General features: G+C 74.6%; 18 protein-coding genes. 8 read left to right on the top strand and 10 right to left on the bottom strand.

From position 1 onward, the window contains the following. Positions 1–130 precede the first annotated feature (130 nt). A complete protein-coding gene (locus tag OG556_RS19845) occupies positions 131–1,027 on the top strand; it encodes a hypothetical protein (RefSeq protein WP_371518275.1) in 897 nt (298 codons plus the stop codon). A gap of 185 nt (positions 1,028–1,212) precedes the next feature. Here OG556_RS19845 and disA read toward each other — a convergent pair whose 3' ends face one another. Both disA and radA read right to left on the bottom strand, forming a co-directional pair. Then, complete coding sequence (gene disA / locus OG556_RS19840; RefSeq protein WP_350878493.1) at positions 1,213–2,271, bottom strand: DNA integrity scanning diadenylate cyclase DisA; 1,059 nt, start codon at positions 2,269–2,271, stop codon at positions 1,213–1,215. Between the two features lie 201 nt (positions 2,272–2,472). Then, the gene (radA, locus tag OG556_RS19835; RefSeq protein WP_350878393.1) at positions 2,473–3,984 is read right to left on the bottom strand and encodes a DNA repair protein RadA; all 1,512 of its coding nucleotides are present in this window, start codon (positions 3,982–3,984) and stop codon (positions 2,473–2,475) included. A gap of 150 nt (positions 3,985–4,134) precedes the next feature. On the opposite strand from radA, the gene OG556_RS19830 reads away from it, so the two are divergent. After that, entirely contained in the window at positions 4,135–6,018 is a 1,884-nt protein-coding gene (locus OG556_RS19830; RefSeq protein WP_371518274.1) for a hypothetical protein, read from the top strand. Between the two features lie 45 nt (positions 6,019–6,063). On the opposite strand, the gene OG556_RS19825 is transcribed toward OG556_RS19830, so the two are convergent. The 4 genes from OG556_RS19825 to OG556_RS19810 all read right to left on the bottom strand — a co-directional run bounded on the left by OG556_RS19825 (position 6,064) and on the right by OG556_RS19810 (position 11,899). Next, positions 6,064–7,398, bottom strand: a complete 1,335-nt coding sequence (locus OG556_RS19825; RefSeq protein ID WP_371518273.1) for a DUF1254 domain-containing protein — start codon at positions 7,396–7,398, stop codon at positions 6,064–6,066. Between the two features lie 112 nt (positions 7,399–7,510). Then, positions 7,511–8,860, bottom strand: a complete 1,350-nt coding sequence (locus OG556_RS19820) for a DUF1254 domain-containing protein (RefSeq protein ID WP_371518272.1) — start codon at positions 8,858–8,860, stop codon at positions 7,511–7,513. A 263-nt stretch (positions 8,861–9,123) separates the two neighbouring features. Beyond that, positions 9,124–10,173, bottom strand: coding sequence for a family 2 encapsulin nanocompartment cargo protein polyprenyl transferase (locus OG556_RS19815; RefSeq protein WP_371518271.1), 1,050 nt, complete (start codon positions 10,171–10,173; stop codon positions 9,124–9,126). A 304-nt stretch (positions 10,174–10,477) separates the two neighbouring features. Then, entirely contained in the window at positions 10,478–11,899 is a 1,422-nt protein-coding gene (locus OG556_RS19810) for a family 2B encapsulin nanocompartment shell protein (RefSeq protein ID WP_371518270.1), read from the bottom strand. 378 nt (positions 11,900–12,277) lie between these two features. On the opposite strand from OG556_RS19810, the gene OG556_RS19805 reads away from it, so the two are divergent. Continuing rightward, a complete protein-coding gene (locus OG556_RS19805; RefSeq protein WP_371518269.1) occupies positions 12,278–13,357 on the top strand; it encodes an ATP-grasp domain-containing protein in 1,080 nt (359 codons plus the stop codon). Between the two features lie 81 nt (positions 13,358–13,438). On the opposite strand, the gene OG556_RS19800 is transcribed toward OG556_RS19805, so the two are convergent. The 3 genes from OG556_RS19800 to OG556_RS19790 form a co-directional block, all read right to left on the bottom strand. Beyond that, positions 13,439–13,984, bottom strand: a complete 546-nt coding sequence (locus OG556_RS19800; protein ID WP_363582181.1) for a methylated-DNA--[protein]-cysteine S-methyltransferase — start codon at positions 13,982–13,984, stop codon at positions 13,439–13,441. A gap of 164 nt (positions 13,985–14,148) precedes the next feature. Beyond that, the gene (locus OG556_RS19795) at positions 14,149–14,382 is read right to left on the bottom strand and encodes a hypothetical protein (RefSeq protein WP_063348809.1); all 234 of its coding nucleotides are present in this window, start codon (positions 14,380–14,382) and stop codon (positions 14,149–14,151) included. Between the two features lie 211 nt (positions 14,383–14,593). Further along, positions 14,594–15,922 carry an MFS transporter gene (locus tag OG556_RS19790; RefSeq protein ID WP_371518267.1) on the bottom strand — a complete coding sequence of 443 codons (1,329 nt, stop codon included), beginning with the start codon at positions 15,920–15,922 and terminating at the stop codon, positions 14,594–14,596. Between the two features lie 203 nt (positions 15,923–16,125). Between OG556_RS19790 and OG556_RS19785 the strand changes: the two genes are divergently transcribed. The 5 genes from OG556_RS19785 (at position 16,126) to OG556_RS19765 (ending at position 21,744) form a co-directional block, all read left to right on the top strand. Further along, positions 16,126–16,998, top strand: a complete 873-nt coding sequence (locus OG556_RS19785; protein WP_371518265.1) for a hypothetical protein — start codon at positions 16,126–16,128, stop codon at positions 16,996–16,998. Next, positions 16,995–19,445, top strand: a complete 2,451-nt coding sequence (locus OG556_RS19780; RefSeq protein ID WP_371518263.1) for a trypsin-like peptidase domain-containing protein — start codon at positions 16,995–16,997, stop codon at positions 19,443–19,445. Before OG556_RS19785 ends, OG556_RS19780 begins: the two co-directional genes overlap by 4 nt. A 35-nt stretch (positions 19,446–19,480) precedes the next feature. Continuing rightward, the gene (locus OG556_RS19775) at positions 19,481–20,365 is read left to right on the top strand and encodes an IS5 family transposase (protein ID WP_331722408.1); all 885 of its coding nucleotides are present in this window, start codon (positions 19,481–19,483) and stop codon (positions 20,363–20,365) included. Between the two features lie 88 nt (positions 20,366–20,453). Beyond that, positions 20,454–21,107, top strand: coding sequence for a hypothetical protein (locus OG556_RS19770; protein ID WP_371518261.1), 654 nt, complete (start codon positions 20,454–20,456; stop codon positions 21,105–21,107). Between the two features lie 43 nt (positions 21,108–21,150). Continuing rightward, positions 21,151–21,744 carry an NUDIX hydrolase gene (locus tag OG556_RS19765; RefSeq protein WP_371518259.1) on the top strand — a complete coding sequence of 198 codons (594 nt, stop codon included), beginning with the start codon at positions 21,151–21,153 and terminating at the stop codon, positions 21,742–21,744. On the opposite strand, the gene OG556_RS19760 is transcribed toward OG556_RS19765, so the two are convergent. Further along, on the bottom strand, positions 21,734–22,957 hold the full coding sequence (locus tag OG556_RS19760; protein WP_371518257.1) for a hypothetical protein: 1,224 nt from the start codon (positions 22,955–22,957) through the stop codon (positions 21,734–21,736). The two genes, OG556_RS19765 and OG556_RS19760, sit on opposite strands and share 11 nt — an antisense overlap. Positions 22,958–22,973 lie beyond the last annotated feature (16 nt).

Raw genomic sequence — 22,973 nt, 5'->3', positions numbered from 1 at the left:
TGCGAATCCCCCGGAGAACCACCGCTTCGGAGCTCCCTCGAACGGCGCAAATGGCGGATCATGTGAAGGAAGGGGCGACTGTGCGGTGTTGGTGCGTCAAGCGGCACACACAGTCTCGTAGAGTTTGGGCGTGCCCTCTCTGCGTCAACCCGTGGGACCGCTGCCGGCCTCGATCTACTGGCGTCGGCGCGTCGTCGTGCTCGTCGCCGTCGTGGCGGTCGCCGCCCTGATCGCCTGGCTGATGATCGATCAGGACGGGGGCGGTGACGGCGGCTCATCGAGCAAGGCCGCGCAGGCCGTTCCGTCCCAGAGCCAGACCCCCGCCCAGTCCATCACGCCCGGCGCGTCCCCGAGCGGCCCCGCGGCGCGCCCCGGCGGCGGCAGCGGCGGCGGCAGCGGCGGCAATGCGAGCGGCGGCCCGGTGGCCGGCTCCGGCGGCGGCGAGGTCAGCCTCAGCACCGGCGGCACCGGCGGCGGCGCCAACCCGGCTCCTGCCACCGGCGGGGGCACGGGCGGCGGCGCGGCGGCGGGCGGCGGCGGTGCGGCCGGCGGTTCCGGCGGCGCGGGCGGCTCGGGCGGCGGCGCCCCGGTGGTGAACACGCCCGAGGTGATGGCGCTTCCGGTCTGCGTCTCCTCGCAGGTCACCCTGGAGCTGGCCAGCGCGCAGAACTCGTACCAGCCCAAGGACAAGCCGCGGCTCTCGCTCACCGTGAAGAACGCCTCCGGCGCCAACTGCCGGGTGGACCTCGGCCGGACGGCCTCCGCGATCACCGTGACCGCCAGCAACGGCGACCGGGTCTGGTCCTCCGGCGACTGCCCGTCCGACCGCGGCAGCAGCTGGGTGCAGATCCCGGCCAACAACGGCCTGACCGAGACCTTCACCTGGGACCGCAGCCGCAGCAAGCCGCAGTGCGCCACCGCCGACCCGGCGCCCCCCGCCGCGGGCACCTACCTGGTGGTCGCCGACCTCACCGGGCTCTCCGGCGGCCAGGTCTCGGCGCGCTCCTCGATCCGCCTGGACAGCTGAACCCCCCTCAACTCGACTCGAAGCCCCCGGCCGACGGCCGGGGGCTTCGGTGCCTTGCGGGCCGGTCGGGGTGCTCCGGCCGAGACGGCTCGGCGGGGGTGGACTCGGCGGGGTGCGCGACGGCCCCCGGGGGCGTTCCCCGGGGGCCGTGCGCGGCGGTGCGTCAGGTCGGACGTGGCGCCCGGTCAGACGTAGCGCTCCAGGATGGACGATTCGGCGAGCCGGGACAGGCCCTCGCGGACCGAGCGGGCCCGGGTCTCGCCGACGCCCTCGACCGTCTGCAGGTCGTCGATGCTGGCGGCGAGCAGCTTCTGCAGGCCGCCGAAGTGCTCGACCAGGCGCTCTATCACCGTGTTGGGCAGGCGCGGGATCTTCGCCAGCAGCCGGTAGCCGCGCGGCGAGACCGCCGAGTCCAGCGACTCCGGGGAGCCCGAGTAGCCGAGCGCCTTGGCGACCGTCTGAAGGTCCAGCAGCTCGGCGTGGGTGAGCGCCTCCAGGTCGGCCAGCACCTCGTTGACCGTCCGGCCCTTCTTGGCGGCCCGCTCCGGGAAGTAGTCCCTGGCGACCAGTTCGCGCTCCGGCTCCACGCCCGCGATCAGCTCGTCCAGCTGGAGCGAGAGCAGCCGGCCGTCGATGCCGAGCTCCAGCACGTAGCCGGCGATCTCGGTGGCGATCAGCCGGACCATCTCCAGCCGCTGGGCGACGGCGGTGACGTCCCGGACCGTCACCAGGTCCTCGATCTCCAGCGCCGACAGCGTGCCGGCCACCTCGTCCAGGCGCAGCTTGTAGCGCTCCAGGGTGGCCAGCGCCTGGTTGGCGCGGGACAGGACGGTGGTGGAGTCCTCCAGCACCCGGCGGATGCCGTTGACGTACATCGCGATCAGCCGCATCGAGTGCGAGACCGCCACCACCGGGAAGCCGGTCTGCCGGTTGACCCGCTCCGCGGTGCGGTGGCGGGTGCCGGTCTCGTCGGTGGGGATGGTGGAGTCCGGCATCAGGTGCACGCCGGCCCGGACGATCTTGGTGATGTCCTTGTCCAGCACCACCGCGCCGTCCAGCTTGCACAGCTCGCGCAGCCGGGTCGCGGTGAACTCGACGTCCAGGACGAAGCCGCCGGTGCAGATCGACTCGACCGTCTTGTCGAAACCGAGCACGATCAGGCCGCCGGTGTTGGCCCGGAGCACCCGCTCCAGGCCGTCGCGCAGCCCCGTGCCGGGTGCGATGGCACTGAGGGAGGCCCGCAGCAGGGCCTCCTCACGGGAGGCCTTGTCCGCCCCCCGGTCGCTGGCTGCCACGTGACTCCTCCGGTCGACCCCGTGCCGCGCGCCTCGCGCCGTGCGCCGGTCCGCGGTCTGTTGCTCTGTCGCTCAGTACCGCTCGGTACTGCCTTCTGGCCAATGAGACTGGGGAAAGTCTAACTGCGTGCGGCATCGACAGGGCTTGGGTCAGCGCAGTTCGTCGGAGTCGAGCGGCTCCCAGCCCTCCATCAGCTCCTCCGGGTGCGCGACGACCCGGGCCGCGCGCGGGGCCGGCGGCGCCGACGGCGCCTCAGCACGCGCCTCGGCACGCGGCTTGGCGGCGGCCCGGCGGCGGCCCGGGATGGCCCGCAGCGCCTCGCCGATGTCGGCCACCTCGACCACCTTCATGCCCGGCGGCACCTTGCCCGGATCCGGCGGGACGAGGGCGTGCGTGAAGCCCAGCCGGTGCGCCTCGGCGAGCCGCCGCTGCACCCCCGTCACCCGCCGTACCTCGCCCGCCAGGCCGACCTCGCCGATCGCCACCAGGTTGCTGGGCAGCGGGGTGTCCGAGGAGGAGCTGGCCACCGCGAGCGCGATCGCGAGGTCGGCGGACGGCTCGCTCAGCTTCACCCCGCCCACCGTCGCGGTGTAGATGTCCTGCTTGCCGAGCTTCACCCCGCCGTGCCGCTCCACCACGGCCAGGATCATCGCGATCCGGGGCGACTCCAGGCCCGAGGTGGTGCGCCGCGGGGACGGGATCTGCGAATCCACCATCAGCGCCTGCACCTCCGCCACCAGCGGGCGCTTGCCCTCCAGGGTGACGGTGAGGCAGGTGCCCGGGACGGGCTTGTCACGCCTGGTCAGGAAGAGGCCGGACGGATCGGCCAGGCCGACGATGCCCTCGTCGTGCAGCTCGAAGCAGCCCACCTCGTCGGTGGCGCCGTAGCGGTTCTTGATCCCGCGGATGAGCCGCAGCCGGGCGTGCCGGTCCCCCTCGAAACTGAGCACCACGTCCACCAGGTGCTCCAGCAGGCGCGGGCCGGCGATCTGGCCGTCCTTGGTGACGTGGCCGACCAGCAGCGTCGCCATGCCGCGCTCCTTGGACACCCGGATCAGCGCGCCCGCCACCTCGCGGACCTGGGCCGGACCGCCGGGGGCGCCGTCCAGCTCGGCGGAGGCGATGGTCTGCACCGAGTCCAGAATCAGCAGACCGGGGTTGACCGCGTCGATGTGCCCGAGCACCGCGCCGAGGTCGGACTCGGCGGCGAGGTAGAGGTGCTCGGAGAGCGCGTTGATCCGGTCCGCGCGCAGCCGGACCTGACCGGCCGACTCCTCGCCGGTGACGTAGAGCGTGCGGTGCCGGTCGGTGGCGGCCTTGGCCGCGACGTCCAGCAGCAGGGTGGACTTGCCGACGCCGGGCTCACCGGCCAGCAGGACGACCGCGCCGGGGACCAGCCCGCCCCCGAGCACCCTGTCCAGCTCCGGCACGCCCGTCGAGCGGGCCGTCGCGACCTGGCCGTCCACCTGGCCGATCGGACGGGCCGGCGAGCTGACCGGGCCCGCGGCCGTCGTCCGGATCGGCACCGCGCCGTACTCCTCGACCGTGCCCCAGGCGTTGCACTCCGGGCAGCGGCCGACCCACTTGGGCAGCTGGTTGCCGCACTCGGTGCAGCGGTACGCCGGGCGCGGCTTGGCGGTGGTCTTGGTACGGGCAGCCATGCGGCCCACCGTAGCGCCTGGGTCCGACAACGCCTTGCTCCACCGGAGCCGGGCCCAAACCCACACAGATGGGCGATGTTGTTACCCGAAAGAAGTACATACACGGCGAACGGCCGGGGTGTGCCGCCCGCCGTCTCTACCGTCGGACGGGTGACAACGCGTACTGAAGGGCCGCCGGCCGCCGTGCTGGCGGCGTACGACCGGCAGGTGGACGGCCTGTTCACCTACTGCCTCTCGGTGCTGTGCGAGCACGACGCGGCCACCGGCGCCCTGCGCGAGGCCCGCGAGCTGGCACGGCGGCACGGCGCCCGGCTGACCGAGCCCGGGCTGGTCCGGGCCTGGCTGTTCTCGCTGGCCCGGTACTGCTGCCTGCGGCGGCTCGCGGGCGGCGCCGGGCGGGACGCCACGGCGGAGCCGACCGAGGCCGAGGCGGCCCGGCGGCGGCGCGAGCTGGCCTCGCTCGCCTGGCCGGAGGCGGCCGGCACCGACCCGGAGCAGCGCGAGGCGCTGGAGCTGTCCGTCCGGCACCGGCTGACCCCGCACGAGGTGGCGGCGGTGCTGGGCCTGCCGTTCGAGCGGACCCGCGCGCTGCTCGCCGCCGCCGAGGCGGAGGTGGCCAGGACCAGGGCGGCGCTGCTGGTGCTCGGGGTGGGCAGCTGCCCGGAGCTGGACCGGCTCGGCGGGGCCGGGGCGGAGTCCTGGCGGGACTGGGTGCTCGGCCCGGCGCTGCGCCGGGAGCTGGTGCAGCACGTGGTGGACTGCCCGACCTGCCGGGGGACGGCGGGGCGGGTGGCCGGCGAGGTGGCGGAGGGCGCGGCGGGGATGTCCGGGCTGCCGCTGCTGGCGGCTCCCGCCCCCGCCCCGGCGCCTTCTCCGGCGCCCTCGGGCGAGGGAGCGGCGTACCTGCCGTCGGTGATCGGCCACCTGCCGTCGGCGGTCGGTGCGGTGCGGCGGGCGGGGGCGGCGCCGACGGCCGAGTCGGGGCTGCGGTTCGACCAGGGCGGCTTCCCCCGGCACCGGGCGCCGGACGCGGGCCGGGCGCTGGCGGTGCGTCGGCGGGTGGTGACCACCGGGGTGCTCGCGGCCGTCCTGGCGGCGCCGGTGGTCGCCCTGTGGGCGGGGCACCGGGGCAGCGGGGCGGGGACGGCGGCCGCGGTGTCCGCGGTGCGGGTCGAGGAGGCCGGGCGGACGGGCGGGCAGCAGCCGTCGAAGCCGTGGCCGACGGCGGGCGCACCGGCGGGCACGGGGGTGCCGGGGGTGCCGGGGATGGAGTTGGCGGGTGCGGGGACGGTGGGTGCCGGGGTGATCGGTGCAGAAACGTTGCCCCTCGGCTTTCCACGGCTGACCCTCCAGGGCCCGGCGGTCCCGGTACCGGCCCGCGGGGCGACCCCGATCGGCAGTCCGGCCCTGGTCGCCGCCCCCGCCCCCGCCGTCGGGCGGGCACCCGCGGCCGGGGGCGGCCCGGGCGGAGCCGAACCGGCCCCGGCCGGACTCCTCACCGTCGAGGCCGCCGAGTACGGCAGCCGGACCATCCTCACCCTCACCGACTCCGGCACCACCGAGATCCACTGGCACGCCGTGACGGACGCCGCCTGGCTGCGGCTCAGCCGCGACTCCGGCACCCTCGCACCGGGCCAGCGGATCACCGTGACCGTCACCGTGGACGAGGACCTCGCGCCCACGGCGCACTGGACCGCCCGGATCGCGCTGCCGCCCTCGCAGGCGGTCGTCACCCTGGAGGGCGGACCGCACAACCGGGGCGGCTCGGCCTCCTCCCCCGCCGCCCCGGGGGCGTCGTCGTCGGCCACGGCGGACCCACGGCCGGGCGGTTCCCCGCAGCCGTCGGGGACGGCCACGGCGGCTCCGTCCCCGTCGGGGTCGCCGTCGTCCGGCGCTCCCTCGGCGTCGGCGTCGCCCTCGCCCTCGCCTTCGTCGTCGGCGTCGGCGTCGGCGTCGGCGCACCCGTCCTCGCCACCGCCCTCGGGCACCCCGACGGGCACCGCGCCGGGCACCGCGACCCCGGCTCCGCACTGAGCGTCCGGTGCCCCCCTCGACGTCCGCGCCCGGCGGCGACGGCGGTCAGCTCCGGTCGATCGGCGGCACCCGGTAACTGCCGTCCAGCACGGCCGGCTTCGGCTGGTAGAGCCGGATGATCGGCCGGAACTCGCCGACCGGGGCGGGCAGCCAGTTGGCCGCCTCCACCTCGTCCTCGGGCTGCTCGTGCTGGAGCGTCAGGGTGAGCGAGCCGTCCGCGCCGTACACCAGGCCCGGGGTGCGGTTGCCGATCGCGTAGCGCTCGATCGGGTTGTCCACCAGGTAGTAGTCCGGCAGCGCGTACATCGTGACGGACCAGAACGCCTCGGCGGGCGGTGGCTGGTCGAACCGCAACGTGTAGCGGTGCGCGCCGCTGAGCGGGCGGCCGCCGGAGTCGTCGTAGGTCATCGCGAACGACGCCTCGTAGGCGTGGTTGCCCCAGAGGCCGGCCCGGGCGGCGGCGGCCCGGCTGAGGTAGCCGGCGCGGCGGTCGGGGATGCGCCACTCGGGGTCGTCGAGGGTGCCGGGGCCCAGGTGGTCGATGTTGTAGTCGAACAGGTGGAGCGCCGAGCGCCACTCGCCGGGCGGGTGGTCCTCGGGCGGGCGGGTGGCGTCCTCGACCCGTTCGCGGCCGGCGGCCAGGCCCTTGGCCAGCGCGAGGGTCCAGTCCGCGGCGGCCGCGCGGTACGGCGAGATGCCCTCGTCGAGCAGGCCGAGCGGGGCGAAGCGCTGCTGGTACTCGACGTCCGGACCGGCCGGCGGGAAGGCCTGCATCCAGACCCGCAGCCGCTCGAAGAAGGCCAGCCGCTCGGGCACCTCCGGATCGGGCTCGGGCAGTCCGGCGACCAGCCCGCCGGGCTCCAGCGGCTCCAGGGTGAGGGCCTTCTGGAGGGCCTTGACCCGGGGGAGGTCGTCCGGCCCGGTGCAGGCGAAGCGGCCGACGATGGTCGCCACCCTGGTCGGCGCCTCGATCACCCGGGCCGGGTCGGGCGGGGTGCCGTGCCAGCCGGGCGGGACGATCAGCCAGGTCTGCTCGCCGGTACCGGTGGCGCGGCTGCCGACGTAGGCGACGTTGTCCGTCCACGCGCCGACGACCTGCAGCACGTAGTAGGCGCCCGCGGTGTCCGGGACGCGCAGTACCTGCGGGCCTTCGGAGAGGTCGAGCTGGGCGATCGAGTAGAGGGTGTCGTTGTTGACCGAGACGAAGTGGTCCTTGGGCCCGGCCAGCCGGGTGGCGTGGCTGAAGTGGTTGAACGACGCCGCCGGCAGGGTGCCCAGGCCGCCCCGGGAGAAGCGCTCGACCATGGTGAGGTCGGCGACGAGCGGGTAGCCGTAGACGTAGGCGTCGGCGGCCAGGGCCTCCAGCTCGGGGTGGTTCATCGGGGTGTCCTTCGTCCGGTCGGCGCGGTCTCTGGGGCGCGGTCTCTGGGGGGCGGTCTCTGGGGTGCGGGTCTCTGGGGTGCGGGTCTCTGCGGTGTCTCTGGGATGCGGGTCAGCTCGGGTCGAGCGGCGGGAGGCGCCAGCGGCCGTCGAGGGCGGACCGGTCCGGGCCGTGGAGCCGGACGACGACCGTGAACGGGCCGTCCGGGGCGGGCAGCCAGTTGGCGGAGTGCTGGGCGTCGGCGGGCCGCTTGTGCCGGAGGTGGAGGGTGAGCCCGCCGTCCGGGTCGCGGACCAGGCCGGGGGTGCGGTCGCCGATCGCGTAGCGGTCCAGGGTGTTGTCGACCAGCAGGCGGTCCGGGAGCGCGTACATGGTGGCGGACCAGAAGTACCGGGCCGGCGGCAGGTCGTCCGGGCCGAAGCGGACGACGTAGTCGCGGTCGCTGGCGTTCGGCGGCCGGTTGCCCGCGCTGTCCGCCGCCCAACCGCCGTACCAGGTCTCCTCGGTGGGCAGCCCGTAGCGGCCGAGCCTGGTGCCGAGGGCCTGGCGGAGGAAGTCCCCGCCGATCCGCTCACGGGTGCCGAAGAGTGCGGCCGGGCTGGTGGGTTCGGATTCGGCGGCGGCGCGCTCCAGCCGTGCGCGGCCGTCCGCGATGCCGCGCACGATCTCGGCCCGGACCTCGATCGGCAGCGTGGCGGGCTCGAACTCGCCGCGCCCGTCGACGCCGAGGTCGGTGAGGCGGCCGCGCAGGTCGACCTCGGCGGGCGGCAGCTCGACGGGCCCGCGGAGCGGGAAGAAGCCGAGCAGGAAGTCGAGGAAGCCGAGGAACTCGACGGTGTCCAGCACCTCCTCGCGCCAGACCGGCCAGACAGGCTCCGGCGCGGGGGCGGGCGCCGGGGTGCCGGCGTACTCGTGCAGCGGGCGCAGCCGGTACTGCTGCTGGACGGCCTTCAGTTCGGCGACGTCCGCGGGGGTGTCGCCGGTGAGGTGGGTGCGGCCGAGGATGCCGACCAGGCGGGTGGCGGTGCGGAGCACGCCCCGGACACCGGGCGGGGGCTCGCCCTGCCAGTCGGGGCCGGCCACCAGGTAGTCGCCGGCCTCCTGGCCGGTGCTCCGGGCACCGACGAACCCTGCGTACACGGTGTCGAGTTCGTGCAGCGGGAGGACGTAGTAGCGGTCCGTGGCCGGGACGGACACCACCCACGGCTCGGCGCGCAGGTCGAGCCAGGCCCAGGAGTGCAGGGTGTCGTTGTCGGGGGAGGCGACGTCGGTGTCGGCCGGGGTGAACGGCTGCGAGCGGTGGCGGAAGACGCCGAAGCCGCCGACGTACCCCGGGTCCGCGTCGTCCAGTGCCTGTGCGTACAGGGTGCGGTAGTTCCGCAGGATCGGGTAGCCACGGATCCAGGCCTCGGCGGCGGTCGCGCGGATCGTGGCCGGGTCCACGAGTGCCGGGTTGGCCATGCTCGTCGCTCTCCCCAGTACGCGGAAGGCCGGCGGCGCAGGCGCACACCGGAATTCTGGACATACGAGTACATAGGGGATGCTATGCGGGGCGGGGCGGGTCAGCATGTCGGGTGGTCCGATGCTTCCCGGGCGCCCGCGGGCTACCGGCTACCGACGCTGAGGCGCCGGGCCCGGAGCGGGAAGTCGGGCCGGCCGACTTCCCGCTTCCGACGAACCCGGTCAGCCGAGTCCGGTCGGACCGGCCAGTCTGACCAGCCCGGTCAGTGGCTGCGGCGGGTGACCAGTTCGGCCAGCACCAGCAGTTCGTCGGCCGCCGACGGCTCCGGGACGGCCGTGGCCAGCTGCGCCATCGCCGCCGCCATCCGCTCGCAGGACTCGCCCTGCGCCCAGCCGCGGCCGCCGGCGCCTTCGACGGACGCCGCGCACTGCGCCAACTCCTCGGGGCTGAGCTGGCGTTCGAGGGCGTACAGCCCGGCTAGCCGGGCCCCCTCGGGGGTGCCGGAGCCCAGCGCCGCGACCACCGGCAGCGACTTCTTCCGGGCGACCAGGTCCGCGCCCACCGGCTTGCCGGTCACCGCCGGATCGCCCCAGATGCCGATCAGGTCGTCGATCAGCTGGAACGCCAGGCCGATCTCCCGGCCGAAGCCGTCCATCGCCTGCGCGGCCTCCTCCGACCCGCCGCCGTACAGGGCGCCCATCGCGCAGGCGGCGCCGAGCAGGGCGCCGGTCTTGGCCTCCGCCATCGCCAGGCACTCGGCGAGCGAGACGTCGCTGCGCTGCTCGAAGGCGCAGTCGATCTGCTGGCCCTCGCACAGCTCGACCACGCAGTCGGTGAGCCGGCGGACCGAACCGCGGGCGGCCGGGTGGGCGTCCTCGGCGAGCAGGCGCAGTGCCAGCGAGTGCATGGCGTCCCCGGCCAGGATGGCCTCGGTGGTGCCGAACACCCGCCAGGCGGTGGGCCGGTGGCGGCGTGTCTCGTCCCGGTCGATGACGTCGTCGTGGAGCAGCGTGAAGTTGTGCACCAGCTCGACGGCGGCGGCCGCGGCGGTGGCCTCGGCGGTCGTGCCGCCGAGCGCCTGGGCGGCGGCGAGGACCATGGCGGGCCGGATCGCCTTGCCGGAGGGGGCCTCGACGGGCGAGCCGTCCGCCTCCCACCAGCCGAAGTGGTAGCCGGCGACCTTGCGCATCGCGCCGGGCAGTGAGTCGACGGCGGCCCGCAGGACCGGGTCGACCAGGTTGCGGGCCCGGGCGAGGACGTCCGCCGCCTCGTTCCCCTCTTTGTGGTCCCGCTCCAGTGTGGAGCTCGTCATGGGTTTCTCCCCCTGTCGGCCTGCGGTGAGGCGGCCTGGTGTGAGGTGCCGGTCGTGGGTCGGCCGACCCGGTCGGTGGCCGGATCGACCGGCGGCCGGGCCAGTCGGCAGTCGGGCCAGTCGGCGGCCGGCCCGCTTTCCGGACGTGCCGCGGCGCGCCGCCCGGCCGGGGTGTGGGTCCCCCGGCCGGGCGGCGTGGAAATTCCGAACGGCTCCGGTCGGTCGGTGCCCGGCCCCGGGCCTGGGCGCGTGCCCGGATATCGCGCGCCCGGCCGGAATGGCGGAGCCGCGCCCCGGACAGCGCCTAGCGCTGCGCGACGTCCACGTTCTCCAGGACGCCGACCGCGTCCGGGACGAGAATCGCGGCGGAGTAATAGGCGCTGACCAGGTAGGAAATGACGGCCTTGTCGTCGATTCCCATGAACCGCACCGAAAGGCTCGGCTGGTACTCGTCCGGAATTCCGGTCTGGTGCAGGCCGACGACGCCCTGGTTGTCCTCGCCGACGCGCAGCGCCATGATCGAGCTGGTGTGTCCGCCGCTGATCGGGATCTTGTTGCACGGGAAGACCGGCACCCCGCGCCAGGCCGTGACGTGCTTGCCCTCGACCTCGACCGTGCCGGGGACGAGGCCGCGCTTGTTGCACTCGCGGCCGAAGGCGGCGATGGCCTTGGGGTGGGCGAGGAACATCTTGGTGCCGCGGCGGCGGCTGAGCAGCTCGTCCATGTCGTCCGGGGTGGGCGGGCCGGAGTGGGTCTGGATCCGCTGGTCGTACGCGGCGTTCTCCAGCAGGCCGAACTCGGGGTTGTTGACGAGCTCGTGCTCCTGGCGCTCGCGCAGCGCCTCGATGGTCAGCCGGAGCTGGTGCTCGGTCTGGTTCATCGGCTGGTTGTAGAGGTCGGCGACGCGGGAGTGCACCTTGAGGATGGTCTGCGCGACGCTCAGCTCGTACTCGCGGGGCTTGAGCTCGTAGTCCACGAAGGCGCCGGGCAGCTCGTACTCGCCCTGGTGGCCGGCGGAGAGGTCGATCGCGGCCTCGCCGTGCTTGTTCTGCGCCTGCTGGAAGCCGTTCAGGTACTCGATGACCTGCAGTTGCAGGGCCTCGGAGCGGTCGTGGAGCTCCTGGAAGGCGGGCCAGGAGAGTGCCATCACGGTGCCGGAGGTGGCGGCCCGGACGGTGTACGGCCAGGCGCCGTCCTCCTGCTGGAGGGCCTCGTCGCCGAGGTGGTCGCCGTCGGCGAGGGTGCCGACCACCGTCTCCTCGCCGTACTTGCCGGTGCCGAGCCGTTCGAGCTTGCCGTGCGCGATGAGGAAGACCTCGTTGATCGTCGAACCGGCGGAGACCAGTACGTCGCCGGCGGCGAACTCCCGCTGGACGAAGCGCCCGGCCAGCTCCGTCAGGACGGCCTCGTCCTGGAAGCCGTGCAGCACCGGCACCTCGGCCAGCGTCGGCGGGACGATCCGCACCTCGGAGCCGGTCTTGACGAAGCTCACCCGACCGCGGCCGACCGAGTAGCGCAGACGGCGGTTGACCCGGTAGGTACCGCCGGACACCTGCACCCAGGGCAGCGTCCTGAGCAGCCAGCGCGGGCTGATGCCCTGCATCTGCGGCGCGGACTTGGTGGTCGTGGCGAGGTTCCGCGCACCCGCCGTGCTCAGACTCTGCTGCTGCCGGATCTCCGGTTGCGCGCTGGGCGCGGGAACACCGGCATTGGTTTCGGTCGACATAGGGGGAGCCCTTCGCATGCCCGATGAAGTGTCGCCTTGCGCATTCATGTTGCAGCTTCATGGTGGGCCCATTCGGGTGCATGCCGCAATCACTCGTTCGAGTGGTTCGGGATAACCGAACAAATAGTACGACTGGATCACCCGATCGATATCTGTTCGACTGATTATTCGAACTTATCGGGAATACCGCCTCCCATCTTCCCCCATCGACACCCCTTCCGTCGCCACCCCTTGACGCCCGCGCACCCGGCGCCCCTCCCGTCCGGGCCCGGGGAGCCGGCCGCTAAGGTGCCACCTCACAGGGCCGCCAGGCCAGTTGACGAGCACGGCCGACCACGAGCCCTGACCCTTCGTCACCCCATGCCCTGGGAGGCAGTCTTGACAGCCCCCGTCCGTGTCTGGCTCAACCGCACCTACGCCGAGAACGTCTTCTTCATCGAACAACTCCGCACCGCCCCTCGCCCGGTGGCGGTCCACGCGACCCACGCCGACCCCGACTCCCCGGTGCTCGCCGCCGCCGACCACGGCGCCCTGGAACCCGCCGACCTGCCCGCCGACGCCTACGTCGGCTACGCGCTCGACTACTGCGCCCGGCACTCCATAACCGTCTTCCTCCCGCAACTGCACCAGCTCGCCATCGCCCTCGCCCGGCCGGAGTTCGAGGCGATCGGCACCACCCTGCTCTGCCCGCCGGCCACCGCCGTCGCCACCTACACCAGCAAGGCCGACGGCTACCGGGCGATCGCCGCCGCCGGACTGCCCACCCCGCCCTGGTGGCGGGTGCGCACCGCCGACGAACTGCTCGACGCCGTCGACCGGATCGAGGCCGCCGGGCACACCGCCTGCCTCAAACCCACCACCGGCGCGGGCGGCGCGGGCTTCCGGGTGCTCACCCGGGAGCCGTACGGGCCGCGGCGGCTGCACGGCTGGGACCACCGGGTCCAGGTCGAGCAGGTGGCCGCCGCCCTGTCCGCCCGACCGGGCCCGGGGGGCGAGCGGGACGAGCCCGTCGACCTGCTGGTGATGCCCTACCTGGACGGGCCGGAGGTCTCGGTGGACTGCCTCGCCGACCGGGACGGCCACCCGCTCACCGTGGTCGGCCGCACCAAGGCGGGCCGCCGCCGCGGCTTCACCACCGATCCGCGGTACCTGGAGCCGGTCCGGCGCCTGGTCGGGGCGAGCCGGATGGCGTACCTGTCCAACATCCAGTTCCGCGAACTGGCCGGGCGACCGGTGGTGATCGACGTCAACACCCGGCCCGCCGCCGGGCTCCACCAGCTGCGACTGTGCGGCCTCAACCTGCCCTGGGACGCCGTCCGGCTGGCGCTCGGCGAACGGCCGGAGCCCACCGGGGTGGATCCGGACGTGCACGGCGTCGAGTACACGCTGGTCTCCGGCATCCAGCCGGTGCAGCAGCGCCGGGCGCCCGCCCCGGTCTCCCTCGTCCGGCAGCGGTAGCCCGGACGCGACGGCGGGCGGCTCGTGCGGGGCTCACGGCTCGCGGATCTCGGTGCGGCCGCGCCGACGGCAACCCCGGTGCTACAGCGGGCCGTTCCAGTCGAGCGTCGGCTCCAGCACGCCCTCCAGGGTGAGCAGCCAGCGCTTCACGTCGATCCCCACCCGGCCGCCGCCGAAGCCGCCGATCCCGTCCGCCGCCACCACCCGGTGGCAGGGCACCAGCAGGGCGACGGGATTGGCGGCCATCATCTGGCCGACCGTCCGCGCCGCCAGGCCGGGCTCGGCCACGTCCTCGAACACCCCGCTGAGGGCCGCCAGTTCGCCGTAGGTGATGGTCCGGCCGTACGGCACCTCCTGCCAGAGCGTGCGCAGCACGGTGCGGTGCGGGCCGGAGCTCAGGCTCCAGTCGATCGGCAGGCCCAACTCACGGCTGCGGCCCGCCAGATAGGCGCCGATCCGGTCCCGGACGGCGGCGGTCTTCGACGCGTCGGTGCACGGCGGCAGTTCGCCCTCCCGCCCGCCGTACCCGGCCGCCGCCACGCCCAGCGGCGTCACGGCGATGTGCATCGGGCCGCTGGGCAGCGGCGTCTCCACGGTCAGCCAGGACATCGACCAGGACTGCGGCACGCTCGGGCCCCCACCCTCCGCCGGACCGGCCGCCGGCCACCCCGGCGCCCGCGGGGCGCACGACGTCCGCCCGCCCCGCACGCCATCGTACGGCGGGCGGGGCGGCGTGCCTCCGGCGTCGGCGGGCACCGGAACCGTCGGCTGCGGCGCGGGCAGCGGGGCCGTCAGCGCCGCCCCTTCAGCTCGGCCGCGAGCGCCCGGGACCAGTGCGACAGCTCGGCGCGGTCCGGCGCCCGGCCCTCGCACAGCAGGGTGAGCTGCGCGTCGTTGATCCGGTTCGGCCCCGGGATCTCCAGCAGGTACGCCAGCTCCGCCAGTACGGTGGCGAGCCGCTCGGCGTCCGTGCGGTCCAAGGTGGCCGCAGACTCGTGGTGGCTGATGGTGAGCGAACCGGGCATGGTCAAACCTCCTCCGTCCACCCCCACTCCCTCCACCGTACGACCGGTCCGGCCGCGGCGCCCGCCGCGGGCGGCGGGGGTGCGACGGCCGGACCTGGTCGCGCTCCGGAGCCGGCCGGGCGCGGTGGGCCGCACCGGGGCCGGGGGTGCGCCCCGGAGCCGTTCGGGGGCGGGTGGTCGGCGGATCACGGGAAGGTCGGACCAGCGCGGGTCAGGGCGCGCCCTCCTGGTCGCCGTGACGCCCGTCCTCGCCCGGGCGCCCGTCCTCGCCGTGCCGGTTCCCCTCCCAGCGGCGGTTCCGGACCGCCGGCACCGCCAACACCACCGTACCGGCCACGAGTTGCCAGACCGCACCGAGCAGCAGCACCTTGGCCACGCCGATCCGGTCCGCCGCCGGCCCGGCCGCCGCCAGCCCGAGCGGCCCCAGCACGAACGCGCCGAGCGCCCCGAAGGAGTTGACCCGGCCGAGCACCTCCGGCGGCACCCAGCTCTGCATCGTCGTGCTGAGCAGCGTCCCGCTGACCGCCGAGCCGCCCCCCGCCACCAGCGCGCCGGCCACCACCCACGGCAGCGGCGCACCGGCCGCGAGCGCGGCGGAGGGCAGCGCCCAGGCCAGCGTGGCCACGGTGGCCACCGCGAGCGGCCGCTCGGGCCGGCGCCCGAGCATCACCAGCCCGCCCAGCACCGCGCCGACGCCGTACACCCCCATCACCAGGCCCCAGGCCCGGGCGCCGCCGAGGTCCCGCTGCGCGGTGAGCGGGCCGAGCACCAGGAACGGCGCCCAGACCAGCAGGTTGAACAGGCCCATCTGGACGGTGGTGATCCAGAACCACGGCCGGGAGGCGAACTCCGACCAGCCGTCCCGCAGTTCGGCGAGCATCGACTGCTCGCCTCCGGCCGCGTCCGCCGCCCGGTCGGGCAGCCGGAGCCTGGCCAGGGCGAACGCGCCGACGCCGTACGTCACCGCGTCGGCCAGCAGGACCACCGCCGGGCCCTGCGTCGCCGTCACCAGGCCGGCCGTCGCGGGCCCGGCCACCGTGGCCACCGAACGGGCCAGCCCCAGCAGGGTGTTCGCGTCGGCCAGGAGCTCCTTCCGGCGCACCAGGCCGGGCACGATCGCCCCGAGGGCCGGCAGGAACAGCCCCTCCCCGATCCCCCACACCGCCACCAGCGCGACCATCGCCCAGACCGGCGCCCGCCCGGCCGTCAGCAGCGCGGCGAACACCGCCTGGACGAGCCCGCGCAGGACGTCCGAGCCCAGCATCACCCGGCGGCTGCCGAACCGGTCCGCGATCACCCCGCCGGCCAGCAGCACCAGCACCACCGGCAGGATCCGGGCCGCCATCACCCACCCCAGGTCGGTTCCGCCACCACCGCCGTCGAGCACCGCGAAGGCCACCGCCACCGGCGCCATCGAGGAGCCGAGGAGGGAGGTCGAGTAACCGACGAAGAACCACGCGAAATCGCGCTCGCCCAGCACGGCGAGCCGGTCTCCCAGCCGCCGGCGGCGACCCGGGATCCGTTCCACATCCACTGCCATGGGCGGCAGTCTGCCTCCGGACGGGAACGGCGTTCAAGGGTTTCCCGGGGAAAAGTTGAGTCTTTTGGCATCAATATTTCGCGCTCTGCCGACTGCCGCAGTAAACGGCCTCAAATATGGCCGTTCACCTGCGATTTACTGCGCTCCATGGATAGCCTTGAGGAGTCCGGACCGAGACGATTTACTGCGGAAGAGGCCCCGCCATGGCAGAGCTCCCCCCGGTCGAGTACGCCGTCGCCGTCGAGCGCTACCTGGCCGCCTCCGGGCTCGCCGAAGGCTCCCGGCGGATCTACCGGATCGCCCTGAACACCTGGGCCTGGGCCCTCGCCGACCGCCCCGCCCCCACCGGCCCCGAACGACGGCGCGCCCGGCCGCCCGTCCTCCCGCTCGCCCTGCTCGACCACCCGGACGCCGCCCGCCGCCTGCGCACCGCCGCCGACCGCCGCCGCGCCGACACCGACCCGCGCACGCTCAACCGCGAACTCTCCACCCTGCGCGCCGCCGTGGCCTGGTGGCGGGCCCAGCGCTGGCTCGACGACGACCCCACCACCGACCTGCACCCCGCCCCGCGGCCCGGACCGACCGCCACTCCCCTGACCCCCGACGACCTGCGCGCCCTCTTCGCCCTCCGCGCGCCCCTGCGCGAACAGTCGCTCTGGCACCTGCTCCACGAGTCCGGCGCCGCCATCGACACCGTCCTCGCCCTCGACACCGACCACCTCGACCTGCCCCGGCACCGCACCCTCCACCGGCCCGGCCGCACCCCCGTCCACTGGCGGAGCGGCACCGCCCGGCTGCTCCCCCTCCTCGTCGCCGGCCGCACCGCCGGCCCGCTCTTCCTCACCGACCGCCGCGCCCCCGCCGGCACCCCCGCCCCCGACCGCTGCCCCCACACCGGCCGCGCCCGCCTCTCGTACCGCCGCGCCGCCGAACTCCTCACCGCCCACACCGCCCCCTTGACCCCCGGCGCCCACGGCTGGACCCTGCGTCAACTACGTCCCGGCACACCTCCGTCACCGGATTCCGACGGCCGGGCACGACACCCTGGCACCCCCGATCGAAGGGACCCCGCGTGATCCCCGACAACGAGACCCGGCGGCGCCGGGAGGCCGTCAGCCGACTCGCCACGGAACAAGCGGTGTTGATCGAGACCGCGGAGAGCTCCGGCACCGGCTTCCTGGTCGCCCCCGACACCGTGCTGACCTGCGCCCACGTCGTCCGCTCCGACCCGCACCCGGCGGTGACGGTGCACGGGCGCACGCTCCGCGCCGAGGTGGTCGCCCGGGAACCGCGGCAGGACCCGGACGGCGGCATCTACGCGTACCCGGACCTCGCGGTGCTCCGGCTCCCCGAACCGCTGGACACCGCGGGCGTCTGGCTCGCCGACCAGGTGCCCCCCGGCGGCTCGGACGTGATCGTCCACGGATTCAGCGACGCGACCCTGGACGCCGGCATCCACCGGGACACCCTGTACCTCTCCGTCGTCGGCCGCTCCGGCGAAGCGGGCCACTTCGTCCGGCTCAGGAGCGACCAGGTCGTCCAGGGGTTCAGCGGCAGCCTCGTGCTCGACCCCGCCACCGGGCGGGTGTGCGGAGTGCTCAAGACCTCCCGCGACGAGACGGCCGTCCTGGGCGGCTGGATGGTCCCCGTCGACGCGGTGCGGGCCTGCTTCCCCGAACTGGCCCGGCGCAACGGACTCGGCCACCGGCCCGGCACGGCCTGGTACGACCTGGCGATGGACCGGGCCGGGCGCCAGGTCCGGCTCTTCGGGGCGTACGGGCACCACCGCCCCCGCCAGACACCCCGGCCGACCCCCGCCCAGCTGCTGACGCAGGGCGCGATGCCCTTCGTGGACCGCCCGGAACTCGCCGAACTGCGGGCCTGGTGCGCCGACGGGACCCCGCTGCTGCTGCGCCTGCTCCACGCGCCGGGCGGCTCCGGCAAGACCAGGCTCGCCGCCGAACTGTGCCGGCTGATGGCCGAGGACGGCTGGCTCGCGGGCTTCGTGCAGCGCAGCAGCCTCGCGGGAGCGGGGTGGCTGGACGAGCTGACCACCGCCCTCGACGACGGTCTGGCGGTCCTCGCCGTCTTCGACTATGCCCAGGCCCGGCTGGAGGACATCCGCGCCCTGGTGGACCACGTCTCGCGGTTCGGACCCGAGCAGCCCCGGCTGCGCCTGCTGCTGCTCGCCCGCACGGCCGAGCCCTTCTGGCGGGCGCTGCAGAGCGGCGTCGACGACTGGGCGCTGGCCGACGCCAGCGTCGTGGAGCTCCCCAGGACGATCCCCTCCGTCCCTTCCGCTGCTTCCGCTGCTTCCGCCGGGGACGCCTCGTCCGCCGCGCTGGTCGTCTCGGCCTTCGAGGTCTTCGCCCGACGACTCGGCCACGACCGCCTGCCCGTACCGAGGAGCCTTCCGTCGCGCGCCGGGCGGGAGGACTCGCTGCTCGGCGTGCTGGCACTCGCGCTGGACGCCGTCCTCACCCTCGCCCGGGGAAGCAGCTGGTCCGGGCACGGCGATCCGCTGGAACGGCTCTGCGACCACGAGGTCCGGGTCTGGCACGCGCAGCTCACGGCGTGGCTGCCCGCGGAGCCGGCCCTGGCCGGCGAGGCCGGCCGGCTCCTGGCGGAAGGGCTCCTCCTCGTCCCGGTCCTCGCCCCCGGGCGGCGCTCGGACCGGCTGATCGCCCTGCTGGAACGGGTCCGGGCCGAGGCGTTCCCCCACCAGCCGCCCCTCAACATGAACGTCGTCAACGCCCTCCTGCGCATGCTCTACCCGGCCGAGGACGGCCTGGTCGCCCCCGTCGGCCCGAGCCGGATCGGCGAGATCCTGGTCCGCCGGGTGCTGAGCACGCCGGAGAGCTCGGGACGCTCCGAGGAGTACCTGCTCGCCCTGCTGGACCCGCCGCACCCCGCCTCGCCGCAGCAGCGGATCGCGGCGGCCACCGAGACCGTGGAGATCCTCGCCCGCGCCCGCGGCTGCACCGGGGTGGGGCGGGTCGTGGACCACCCCGCCCACCCGGCCCTGGACGCCGCACTGGCCCGGAGCATCGCCGAGCGGCCCGACGCGCTCCTGCCGGCCCTGGCCGCCAACGGCGCCGTACTGCCGCACGCCGAACCGCTGGCGGCCCTCATGCTGCCCGCCGTGCGGGCGTGCGAACCGGACGTCCTCGCCGCCGTCGAGAGCCGGCTGCCCGGCTACCCCTCCAGCCTGTCGCCGGTGGCGGCGCTGGTCCTGAAGCGCCTGCTGGACCAGCCGGACCCCGAATTCGGCGAGGAGGACCAGCTGCGCAGGCTGCGCCGCCTCATCAGCTACAGCCTCCGGCTCGACGAAACCGCCCCGGACGGGCCGGCCGCCGACGGACCGGCCCCAGGCGTACTCGCCTCGGACGGACTCACTCCTCGCGTCCTCCCCTCGGACGGCGTCCGGCCCGGCGACTCGGCGCTGACCGCCGCCCAGCAGGCCGTCCGCCTCAGAAAGTGTTGGGTAATTGATCAACTTCGTGGCGTGATGCACTGGCGGTGATCGTCGCGGTCGAGGCATCCGCGACGATCACCGCCATGTGTGTCTGCGCGTGCAAGCCTTCCTACGACTCGTCGTTGACGGATGCCCAGTGGCTGGTGATCGAGCCTCTGCTGCCCGAGCGGGATCCGCGTCGGGGAGGGCGGCCGTTGAAGTTCCCGCGCAGGCTGGTCGTGGACACCGTGTTGTACGTGCTGGTCAGCGGATGTGCGTGGCGCCTGGTGCCGCACGATCTCGCGCCGTGGGACGTGGCCTACCGGTGGTTCCGCGCCTGGACGGCCGACGGCACGTGGAACCGGGTCCACGAGACACTGCGCGAGCGGGTCCGGGTGGCGGACGGGCGGGATCCGCAGCCCTCGGCGGCGGTGCTGGACTCGCAGTCGGCCCGCAGCCACCAGGGCGGCGAGGCGATCGGCTACGACGCGGGAAAGCGCGTGCGGGGCCGCAAGCGGCACCTGCTCGTGGACACCTGCGGGCTGGTCCTGCGGGCGGTGGTGCACTCGGCCTCGGTGCAGGACCGGGCGGGCGCGAAGCTCGTCCTCTCCGGCATCCGGGAACTGTTCCCACAGGTCGGGCTCGTCTGGGTCGACGGCGGCTACGTCAACATCGTCGATGCGGGCCTGGTCGGCTGGGCGGCGGAACGCGAGAACCTGGAGATCGTCGCGGTGCCGCGCAACGCGGATGTGAAAGGCTTCCAGGTGCTGCCCCGCAGGTGGGTGGTCGAGCGGACATTCTCCTGGCTGGGACGGTGCAGACGGTTGGCACGGGACTACGAGCGCAAGACCGCGCACGCCGAAGCAATGATCAAGGTCGCCATGATCCGGCTCATGGCCGCCCGCCTCGCCGGCGAGGAGGTCGAACCACGCGGCCCCATCGAGACCGAAGCAGCCCGCCGCCTCGCCGACGACCTCAAGAACGAGTGATCACCCGATTACCCAACACTTTCTCAGCCGGGACCTCGTCCGGCAGACCGGACGCCACCTCCCCGAGTACGCGAGGGCGCTCCACAACGTGAGCCTCCTGCTGCACCGCGCCCACCGGACCGAACCCGCGCTCGAACACGCCAGGTCGGCCGTCGCCCGCTACGAGGAACTCCTCGCCGGGGCGGACGAGGACGACACCCTGCGCCAGACGTACCTCCTGGACACCGCGACGGCGCTGAGCACCCTGGCCCTGGTGCGGATGGAGGACGGCCAGGTGAGCGCGGCCCTCGACGCGGCCGCGCACGGCGTCGAGCTGTGCGAGGAGGCCGAACCGGGGGCCCGGCAGGACGACACCCTGCTGACCTGCCTCCAACTCCTCGCCCGGTGCGGGCAACTGGCCAGCCGGCCCGTCGAGGCGGTGGCGGCCGGCTACCGGGCGCTCGCGCTGCTGCGCGAGCTCGCCGACCAGCAGCCAGGCCGCTACCTGGCCAGGCTCCCGGAGGCGTTGCACCGGCACGCGATCGGCCTCGTCCGGGCCGGACGGGACGACGAGGCGTACCGCGCACTGCGCGAGGCCGCACAACTGCGCGCCACCCTTCCGCCCGGCGACCGGCAACGGCTCGCCGCGCAACGGTCCTCGCTCCAGATGCTGGTCCAACTCTCTTCGGAGATGACCGAGTTCACCGACGAGCGCGCACACTGGGTGGAGCAGCTGGCGACCATGGGCAATCATGGCAGGTGAGGCCGCCGCCACCTGCGGCCCTACGACGGCAGGTAGGAGCATGATGCCCACGGACTCTCAGGACCTCGCCGCACCCGCCCCGATCCGACGCCGCCAGGCCGTCGAGGTCTTCGGGAACCGCTTCGGCCGGCTCTACAACGACGAGGTCGTCGCCCCGGGCGGCACGGCCGGCAACTACCTCCGGTGGCAGTGGTCGCAGACCGGCGTCGTCGTGGTGGCGACCGGCCCCGACGGCATCGCGCTGGTGCCCTCCTACCGCTACCCGGTCGGCGCCGCCTCGCTGGAGTTCCCGCGCGGCGGCTGCGAGCCCGGCGAACCCCCGGAGGAGGCCGCCGCACGCGAACTCAGGGAGGAGACCGGCCTCGTCGCCTCCACCGTGGAGAGCCTCGGCCTGATCCACGCGGACACCGGCCTGATCGAGAACGGCATCCACGTCTGCCGCGCCACCGTGCTCCCCGGAGGCACCGCCACCGCCCGCCCGGAGGCCATGGAATCGGTGACCGACCCGGTCTGGGTCTCCCCCGACCTGATGGCGCACTGGCTGCGGCAGGGCCGGATCACCTGCGGCGTCACCCTGGCCGCCTTCGCCCTCCTCCAGGCCCACCCCGACCCGCAGACCGGGACCGTCAGAGGGTGACCACCCGCTCGAAGGGGTCGAGCTCGCGCAACGGCCGCGGCTGGGCCCGGTGCTGCGGGTCCGGGCCCGCCGCACCCGGGCCGTTCACCACGTGGAGCGACAGGTCGCGAACGCCGTCGGCCGCCGGGGAGACCACCTCCAGGCCGGCCCCCAGCCGACCGGCGACCGGGTCCTCGTCCAGCCCGAAGCGCATCAGCCGGACCTCGCCCCGCAAGTGCTCCCACGCCAGGCCCCCGACGCGGCGGAAGGTGCGCTCGAACGCCTCCAGCGTCCACGAACTGAACTCCTCGACCGCCGAACGCAGCACCGCCGTGTCCGGCTGGATCCCCCGGCGCAGCCGCCCCAACTCCGCGACCAGGGCCACCCGGGAAGGCTGCTCGATCGCCTCGAACACCACCTCCACCGGGAGTTGGGACAGCAGCAGGTTGTCGAGCATCACCGCCGGGAACCCCGCGTACTCGACAAGCCGTCGGCTCCGGAAGACCAGGATGGTGCCCTCGCCGTCGCGCGGGCCGGCCATGCCGACACCCAGGGCCTGCGGCAGCGCCCGCCGGTAGGACTCGCCGGCCCAGTCGTCCACCGACTGGAGCACGAGGACGAGTTCGGCACTGCCCCCGGGGTGCGCGCTCCGGTAGCCGGCCAGCCAGTCCCGGAGCTGCTTGTAGAGCAGCGGATCCTGCTCGGCGACCCAGGCCCGCGCGGCTTCGAGGGCCTCCCGCGCGCTCCCGGCGAAGTCCCGCTCGGTGGCCTCGATCCGCGCCAGGACACCGGACTTGAACGCGGCGGCGACGGCCGACCCGTCGTACGGCACCGTGTGCGCGGACGACACCCCGGTCAGCCGCTCCACGTAGGCGACGTCGGGCGCGTTCTCCACGCCCTCGGCCCGGTGGCCGTCGCTGATCCGGTGCAGGGTCCCGCCCGCCCGCAACGCGACCCGCAACCGGCCGGCCTCCAGGAGAGCACCGAAGTCCGACAGCGCCGCCGTCCCCGGGGACCAGCGGACCTTCCGCGCCTCCTCGGCGTCCACGAGCGCCCGGAAGTACCTGTTGTTGAGGCCCTGCGAGTCGCCGATCAGCAGGGTGTCGGCGAAGAGGACGTGCAGCAGGACCCGCGACCGCAGGTCCGAGGCCCGGTCGATCGGCGCCGCCGCGTGCGGCTCCACATCGGAGAGGTAGATGCGTTCGGCACCCGCCGCCCGCTGTCCCATATCCATGGCCTGCCACCCCTCG

Origin of the sequence: Kitasatospora sp. NBC_01300 (assembly GCF_041435235.1) — a bacterium.
Taxonomy (GTDB): domain Bacteria; phylum Actinomycetota; class Actinomycetes; order Streptomycetales; family Streptomycetaceae; genus Kitasatospora.
The sequence above is the reverse complement of the archived record's forward strand: the minus strand, read 5'-3'. Positions and strand labels throughout refer to the sequence as shown.